General features: G+C 62.7%; 6 protein-coding genes. All 6 read right to left on the bottom strand.

Annotation, left to right across the window (positions count from 1 at the left end; translation table 11 throughout):
- A partial coding sequence (locus tag NDJ82_RS17840; RefSeq protein WP_284738627.1) for an ATP-binding cassette domain-containing protein occupies positions 1–686 on the bottom strand: 686 nt, incomplete at its 3' end.
- Positions 683–1,669, bottom strand: coding sequence for a substrate-binding domain-containing protein (locus tag NDJ82_RS17835; protein ID WP_112194766.1), 987 nt, complete (start codon positions 1,667–1,669; stop codon positions 683–685). The genes NDJ82_RS17840 and NDJ82_RS17835, both read right to left, overlap by 4 nt.
- Before the next feature lie 38 nt (positions 1,670–1,707).
- On the bottom strand, positions 1,708–2,571 hold the full coding sequence (locus NDJ82_RS17830) for an SMP-30/gluconolactonase/LRE family protein (RefSeq protein WP_250925987.1): 864 nt from the start codon (positions 2,569–2,571) through the stop codon (positions 1,708–1,710).
- Positions 2,572–2,587: 16 nt separating this feature from the next.
- Positions 2,588–4,168 (bottom strand): aldehyde dehydrogenase (NADP(+)), encoded by a 1,581-nt coding sequence (locus NDJ82_RS17825; protein WP_250925986.1) that lies wholly within the window; start codon positions 4,166–4,168, stop codon positions 2,588–2,590.
- Between the two features lie 10 nt (positions 4,169–4,178).
- Entirely contained in the window at positions 4,179–5,168 is a 990-nt protein-coding gene (gene araD1, locus NDJ82_RS17820) for an AraD1 family protein (protein WP_099584591.1), read from the bottom strand.
- Positions 5,169–5,183: 15 nt separating this feature from the next.
- A complete protein-coding gene (locus NDJ82_RS17815; protein WP_250925985.1) occupies positions 5,184–6,506 on the bottom strand; it encodes an MFS transporter in 1,323 nt (440 codons plus the stop codon).
- Positions 6,507–6,668 lie beyond the last annotated feature (162 nt).

The raw sequence follows: 6,668 nt of genomic DNA, 5'->3' as shown, positions 1-6,668 counted from the left end.
AACGCGCTCATGTCGTCAAAGGTGCGCACGTAACGGCCGTCCTTGAACACCGTCACCGCGTTGCAAATGCGGAACACTTCTTCCATGCGGTGCGACACGTAGAGCACCACTTTGCCCTCATCGCGCAAGCGCGTGATGATCGCCATCAAGCGGTCGATCTCCCGCGCCGACAGGCTGCTGGTGGGTTCGTCGAAGGCAATCACATGGGCGCCACGGGACAACGCCTTGGCGATTTCCACCAGTTGGCGTTGGCCCAGGGACAGCCGCCCGAGCTTTTCTTCAGGATCGATTTCATCCGCCAGGCCCTTGAGGCAAGCCAGGGCCTGCTTGCGCAGCAGGCCCCGATTGACCACGCCGAAGCGCGACGGCAGATGGCCGAGGAACAGGTTCTCGGCGACGCTCATTTCCGGCACCAGGTGCAGCTCCTGATGGATCACCGCGACGCCGCTGGCGATGCTGTCCGCCGCGCATTTGAACGCCATGGTCTGCTCGCCGATTTGCACGGTGCCGGTGCTTGGGATGTAAGCGCCGCCGAGGATTTTCAGCAGCGTCGACTTGCCCGCGCCGTTCTCGCCCATCAACGCGTGCACCTGCCCCGGCTGGGCGCTGAAGCTGATGCCGTCCAGCGCCTTGACCCCGGGAAAGGTCTTGCCGATCCCCTCGAACCGCAGGGCCGCCGTACTCATTTCCACAGCCCGATCTTGGTCAGTTCTTCCTGGAAGTTGGCGCGGGTGATCAGGGTCACTTCATCCATCGCGGTGTACTTGGCGGGTTCCTTGCCGGTGGTCACCCACTCGTACATCGCCAGCGCGGTGTTGTAGCCCTCGATATGCGGGCTTGGCAGCATCGAGCCGAAGAAGCCGCTGTCGGCCTTTTTCAGTTCGCCGATGGCGTCGGTGCCATTGATGCCGATGCCGATCACGTTGGCCGCCTTGAAGCCGGCGCTTTCCGTGGCGCGCACGCCGCCAAGCACGGTGTTGTCGTTCATGCCGCCGATGATCAGGTTTTTCGCGCCGCTGGGCAGCTTGACCAGCGCCGAGTTGGTGGCGTCCATGCTGCCGGGCACGTCGAGGGTTTTCAGCGCGGCGGTGAGGATATGGTCTTTCGGGATGCCGGCTTCTTCGAGGGATTTGATCGAGCCGTCGGTGCGTTTTTTGCCGGTGTCGAGTTCATTGAAGGTGTTGATCACCGCGTAGGTGTCTTTCCAATCCCAACCGCGTTTTTTCGCTTCGGCGGCCATGGCGGCGCCCTGTTTCTGGCCGACTTCAAACGCGGCCATGCCCAGGTACGGCACGTCCTCCATGAAATTGCCCTTGGCATCGACAAAGCGGTCATCCACGGCCATGACTTTCAAGCCATTGAGCTTGGCCTTGGCCACAATGGCCGGGCCGAGGGACACGTCCGGCGGGCAGATCACAAAGCCCTTGGCGCCGTTGGCAGCCAGGCTGTCGATGGCAGAGAGGGTTTTTTCGCCATCGGGCACGGCGATCTTGATCACGGTAAAACCGTGTTCCTTACCGGCTTTTTCGGCGAAGGCCCATTCGGTCTGGAACCAGGGTTCTTCGGCTTGTTTGACCAGGAAGCCGATCTTTACTTCTTCGGCTGAGGCGATGCTGCTGAGGCTGCTTAACGCAACGGCGGCGGCAAGGACGCGTAGGACTTTTTTCATGAACGACACCTCTTGTTGTTGTTTTTGAGTCTTGGGGTTTAACCGGCAAAGCGATGGCAAGGTTTGCCAGGAATATCCACTTCAATAGCCAGCACCGCACCGTCCAGGGAGTGATCCAATGGACTGGCGGCACTGGTGATGTACAGCGTGGTGAGGTCGGGCCCACCGAATACGCAACTGGTGGGCCGGCTGACGGGCAATTCAATGATGCGATCCACCTCGCCATCGGGCGTCAGACGCAACAGACAACTGCCGTCCCAACGGGCATTCCAGACATAGCCTTCGGCATCCATCGCCGAGCCATCCGGACCGCCCCGTGTGTGCGGGCCGAACCAGACCTGTGCCGGTTCGAGTTGGCCGTCGGGCTGGATCGCATACTGGTACAACGTTCCATCCATGCTGTCGCCAAAGTGCACCCGGCTGCCCTCCTCGTTCCAGAGCAAGGTGTTGGGAATGCCCAGGCCGCTCAGCAACGGCTTGACCTGCCCATCGGCGTCGATGCGAAACAGGCCACCGGAACGCCGTGTGATCGGCAGGTCTTCGCCGTGTTCGCCGATGTTGTTCTGCATGGTGCCCAGCCACAGCCGACCCTGGGCATCGCAGCGCGCTTCATTGCCACGGTTGCCCGGTTGCGGGTCGGCCACGCACAGCAGGGTCAGGGCTTCGGTGACCAGGTCCAGGCGGTAGACGCCGCTGCTCAAGGTCACCAAGGCATCGCCGCTTTCACACGGGATAAAGGCCGAGACGTGCTCGGGCAATTGCCAGATCTGCAACTGCCCTTCCATCAGGCGCAAGGCCTGTTTGCCGGCGATATTGACCCAATACAGCGCCTGGGTGGGCGCGTCCCAGAACGGGCCTTCGCCCAATTGCGCACGGTGTGCAGTGACGGCCTTACACGACATGAAACCTCCGGGTTCCTTACAGCGAATCGCGCGATGGCGTGCCATCCACCAGGCGCTGGATACGCAACGGGTTAGCGTTTTTCAACGCATCGGGCAGCAGGCTATCAGGGTAGTTCTGGAAGCACACCGGACGCAGGAAACGATCGATGGCCAAGGTGCCGACCGAGGTGCCACGGGCATCGGACGTGGCCGGGTACGGGCCGCCATGCACCATCGAATCGCAGACTTCCACGCCGGTCGGGTAGCCGTTGAGCAGGATGCGCCCGACTTTCTGTTCCAGCAGCGGCGTGAGTTCGGCGAACTGCTGAAAGTCCGCCGGCTCGCCAATGATCGTGGCAGTGAGTTGACCGTGCAGGCCGTGCAGCGCGGCGCTGAGTTGGGCCTGGTCCGCCACTTCGATAAACACCGTGGTGGGGCCGAAAACTTCTTCTTGCAGCACGTCATCGCCATCGAGCAACAGGCGCACATCGGCCTTGAACAGCTGCGGTTGCGCCTGATTGCCCGCCTGGGTGCTGCCTGCCAGATGTTTAATGCCAGGGTGCGAGAGGAGTTTTTCCAGGCCCTTGCCGTAGCTGCTCAAGGTACCGGCGTTGAGCATGGTTTGCGCCGGTTGCTCGCCGATCAAGTGCGCCACCTGCTGGGTGAACGCAGTGAATGCCGGCGAGGCAATACCGATCACCAGGCCAGGGTTGGTGCAGAACTGGCCACAGCCCTGCACCACCGACGCGGTGAGATCACGGGCGATGGTCTCGGTCCGCGCCTGCAACGCCTGAGGCAACACGATCACCGGGTTGATGCTCGACATCTCGGCAAACACCGGGATCGGTTGCGGACGCGCCGCGGCCATATCGCAGAGGGCGCGGCCACCTTTGAGGGAGCCGGTGAAGCCCACGGCCTGGATCGCCGGGTGCTTGACCAGCGCCTCGCCGACGCCACCGCCAAAGATCATGTTGAACACACCGGCCGGCATCTCGGTCGCTTCAGCGGCGCGGATGATTGCATTGGCGACCTGTTCAGCCGTCGCCATGTGCCCGCTGTGCGCCTTGAACACCACCGGGCAACCGGCGGCCAGCGCGGCGGCGGTGTCACCGCCTGCCGTGGAGAATGCCAAGGGGAAATTGCTCGCGCCAAACACCGCTACCGGGCCGAGGCCGATGCGGTATTGACGCAGGTCCGGACGCGGCAGTGGTTGGCGATCCGGCAGGGCTTTGTCGATGCGCGCACCGTAGAAGTCGCCGCGACGCAACACGGTTGCGAACAGGCGCATCTGGCCGCTGGTACGTCCGCGCTCGCCCTTGATGCGGGCCGCTGGCAAGGCGGTTTCACGGCAGACCAGCTCAACGAAGTTATCGCTCAGCGCATCCAGCTCGTCAGCGATCGCATCCAGAAATTGTGCACGACGTGCGGCGCTCAATGCACGGTACGCCGGGTAAGCCTGCGCGGCGGCCTGGGCGGCGGCGTCGACTTCCTGCGCGGTGGCCTGGTAGAACGCCTGGGGCAAGGCTTCGCCGGTGCTGGCGTCGACGCTTTGCAGCGTAACGCTGCCGTTGGCGCTACGCTGGCCGCCGATGAAGTTGTGGCCGAGAAACTGGGTCATGTTGCGCTCCTTAAAGGGTGATGACATTGCCGGGTTCGAACACCGCATCGACGCTGCCGACACTGTTGATCAACGGCGCGCCGAACTCAGCCTGGCTGATCTCGAACACATCCCCCGGTTGGGTACGTATACCGTCGGCGAATGACAAGGTGGCGGTGCCGAAGAAGTGAATGTGCACGTCGCCCGGCTTGAGGAACTGGCTGTACTTGAAGTGGTGGTATTCGAGGTTTTCCAGGCTGTGGCACATATTGGCCTCGCCACTGAGGAATTCGTTCCGCCAGATTTCCTCACCGTTACGCAGGATGCGGCTGGTGCCGGCCAGGTGCTGGGGCAGTTCGCCGACGCGCAGCTCCGGGCCGTAGCTGCAACTGCGCAGTTTGGAATGAGCCAGATACAGGTAGTTCTTGCGCTCCATTACGTGGTCGGAGAACTCATTGCCCACCGCGAAGCCCAGGCGATAGGGCTTGCCGTCGTGGCCGATCACGTAGAGGCCGCCGATTTCCGGCTCCTCACCGGCATCTTCGGCAAATGGCGGCACCGGGAAGGCCTGGCCTGGGCGCACCACGATGCTACCGTCGCCTTTGTAGAACCATTCAGGCTGCACACCCGCCTGGCCGGCGGCGGGTTTGCCGCCCTCCACGCCCCATTTGAAGATGCGCATGGTGTCGGTCAAGGCGCTGTCGTCACCGCCCTGGTGCATTTTGTCCCGCGCCGCGGCGCTGCCCAGGTGGGTCAGGCCGGTGCCACTGATCAGCATGTGGGCCGGATCGGGGTGGTCCAGGGGCGGCAGGATTTTTTGTTCGGCCAGCAAGGCGGCGTAGTCGTGGCTGTCGCCCAGGCCGAGGCTGTCGACCTGCTGCTGCAGCTTGACGCCCGCTTCGATGGCGGCCAGCGCCAGTTCGCGCACGCTGTGGGCGCTGCGCACTTCACGCAGTTGCTTGCCTTCCACCACGCCAACGCGGCGCTCGCCATTATTGAGTTCGAACTGCACTAAACGCATGAAGGTTCTCCTAGATTAAGTACGTGTGGCGCCACGGGCGCTGACGGCGAACTGGTCGGCGGGCAGCACATGCTTGCGCTCCAGCAGGCGATAGACCACGCCGGTCAGCAGCAGCCCGAACAGCATCACCCCGGACAGGAAGTACAAGCCCGAGGCCAGGTTGCCGGTGTATTCCTTGAGTGCGCCGATCACGAACGGGCCGATATAGCCGCCGAGGTTGCCCACCGAGTTGATCAACGCGATGCCAGCCGCCGCACTGGCGCCGGCGAAGAAGCGCCCCGGCAAGGTCCAGAACACCGCCGTGCACGAGAACATCGCAAATGCCGCCAGGCACAGCGCCGCCATTTGCAGCACCGGCACACTCAGCCAGGCGCTGCAGAACAGGCCGATGGCGCCCAGCACATAGAGCACGGCGAGGTGGCCGTAGCGGTCATTCAAGCGGTCGGAACTGCGCGGGATGATCAGCAGGCCAATGATGCCGAAGATGTACGGCACCGCCGAGATAAAGCCGGTGGTGAGGTCGCTGCCGCCGAACTGTTTGATCAGCGTCGGCAGCCACAGGCCCAGGCCGTAGATGCTCAGGGTCACCGGCAGGTAGAACAGCGCCAGCAGCAACACGCGCTTGTCCTTGAGCGCATGCAAGGGGTTGCCATGGCGGGTCTGGCCGTAGGCTTGCAGGTCTTTGTTGAGTTCGTCGGTCAACCAGGTTTTTTCGGCGTCGGTCATCCACTTGACCTGCCTGGGACCATCCGGCAGGTAACGCAGCACCGGCCAGGTCAGCAGGATCGCCGGGGTGCCGATCACGATAAACAGCCACTGCCAGCCGTGCAGGCCGAGGATGCCGTCCATGCCCAGCAAGCCGCCGGACACCGGGCCGGTGATCATCATCGCGATGGGTTGGGACAGGATGAACAGCCCGAGGATCTTGCCGCGATGGCGCACCGGGAACCACTGGGTGATGTAGTACAGCACGCCTGGGAAGAACCCGGCTTCGGCCGCACCGAGCAGAAAGCGCATCACATAGAAGCTGTGCGGCCCCTGCACGAACGCCATGCCAATGGTGATGGCGCCCCAGGTGATCATGATCCGTGCGAACCAGCGCCGCGCGCCGAAGCGGTCGAGCATCAGGTTGCTGGGGATCTCGAACAGGAAGTAGCCGATGAAGAACAACCCCGCGCCCAGGCCATAGGCTGCATCACCGATACCGACGTCGGCGCCCATGTGCAACTTGGCAAAGCCCACGGCGGAGCGGTCCACGTAGGCGATCAGGTAGAGCAGGATCAGGAAGGGAATCAGTTTCAGCGTGATGCGCCGGATAAGCCGCAATTCCTCGCTCATGGGGTCGATCTCCGATTGTTGTTCTTATAGGAATCGGGGATGCCTCTCGCGGAACATCCGCCAGGGTCATACCTCAGTTAAGCCAGACTATATAGTAGGACTATTTGCAAAACAACTCTTCCAAAGCGAACATTTTGCGCTTATGTTTAGCCGCAGAGAGAA

This window comes from Pseudomonas sp. SR18, from assembly GCF_023701505.1.
Classification (GTDB): domain Bacteria; phylum Pseudomonadota; class Gammaproteobacteria; order Pseudomonadales; family Pseudomonadaceae; genus Aquipseudomonas; species Aquipseudomonas cyclaminis.
The sequence above is the reverse complement of the archived record's forward strand: the minus strand, read 5'-3'. Positions and strand labels throughout refer to the sequence as shown.